The following is a 761-nucleotide window of genomic DNA, read 5'->3' as shown; positions in this document are numbered from 1 at the left end:
ACGTATCCCTGCTGGCCTGCGGGGGCAAAACGGACGGGCTGGTCTCCATCGTGTCCGGCACGTCCTCGGCCATCGTCACCGAAGTGGACCAGCCGAGCACATCCAAAGAGGTGTGGGGCCCGTATCCCAATGCCTTGACGCACGACAAGTGGCTGGTCGAGGGCGGTCAGGTGACCAGCGGTTCGGTACTCAAATGGACCGGGGAGTCCATCATGGGTGTGCCTCGCGACGAGCTGCCGGGGTTGATCGACCAGGCCTCCGCCGTCGACCCGGCCGCCCACGGCCTGAGGGCCCTCGACTACTTCATGGGCAACCGCACGCCGCACCGCGAAGCCCGCCTACGCGGTGCGGTGATCGGGCTGACACTCGGCACCACAAAGGCCGAACTGTATCGGGCGATGGTCGAGGCAGTCGCCTGCGGCACCCGCAGTGTTATCGACTCGTTCGAACGATCCGGAGTACCGTGTGCGCGCCTGGTCTTCTCCGGCGGCATCGAGCGAAACTCGTTGTGGCAGCAGGTCACGATCGATGTGCTCGGCAGGCCCGCAGAATTGGTGATCGGTGAGAACCTCACGCTTCGGGCCTGTGCGGTGATCGCGGCGACCGCCGCCGGGATCGTCCCGAGCCTAGGTGCGGGTTCACAACTTTTCGCCCCGAAAGTTCGTCTTCTCGAGCCCGATCCGAAGCGAATAGCCGTGTATGAGCACACCTTTGGCGACTACCAGCGGTTGACCGCCGCACTGCGCCCGATCATGTGTGAC

1 protein-coding gene is annotated in these 761 nt (G+C 64.9%); it reads left to right on the top strand.

What is annotated here, in order from left to right:
- On the top strand, positions 1-761 hold a 761-nt coding region (locus tag RNC47_RS36030), incomplete at both ends, for an FGGY-family carbohydrate kinase (RefSeq protein ID WP_311605063.1).

The organism is Streptomyces millisiae, from assembly GCF_031845425.1.
GTDB classification, from domain to species: Bacteria; Actinomycetota; Actinomycetes; order Streptomycetales; family Streptomycetaceae; genus Streptomyces; species Streptomyces millisiae.
The sequence above is the reverse complement of the archived record's forward strand: the minus strand, read 5'-3'. Positions and strand labels throughout refer to the sequence as shown.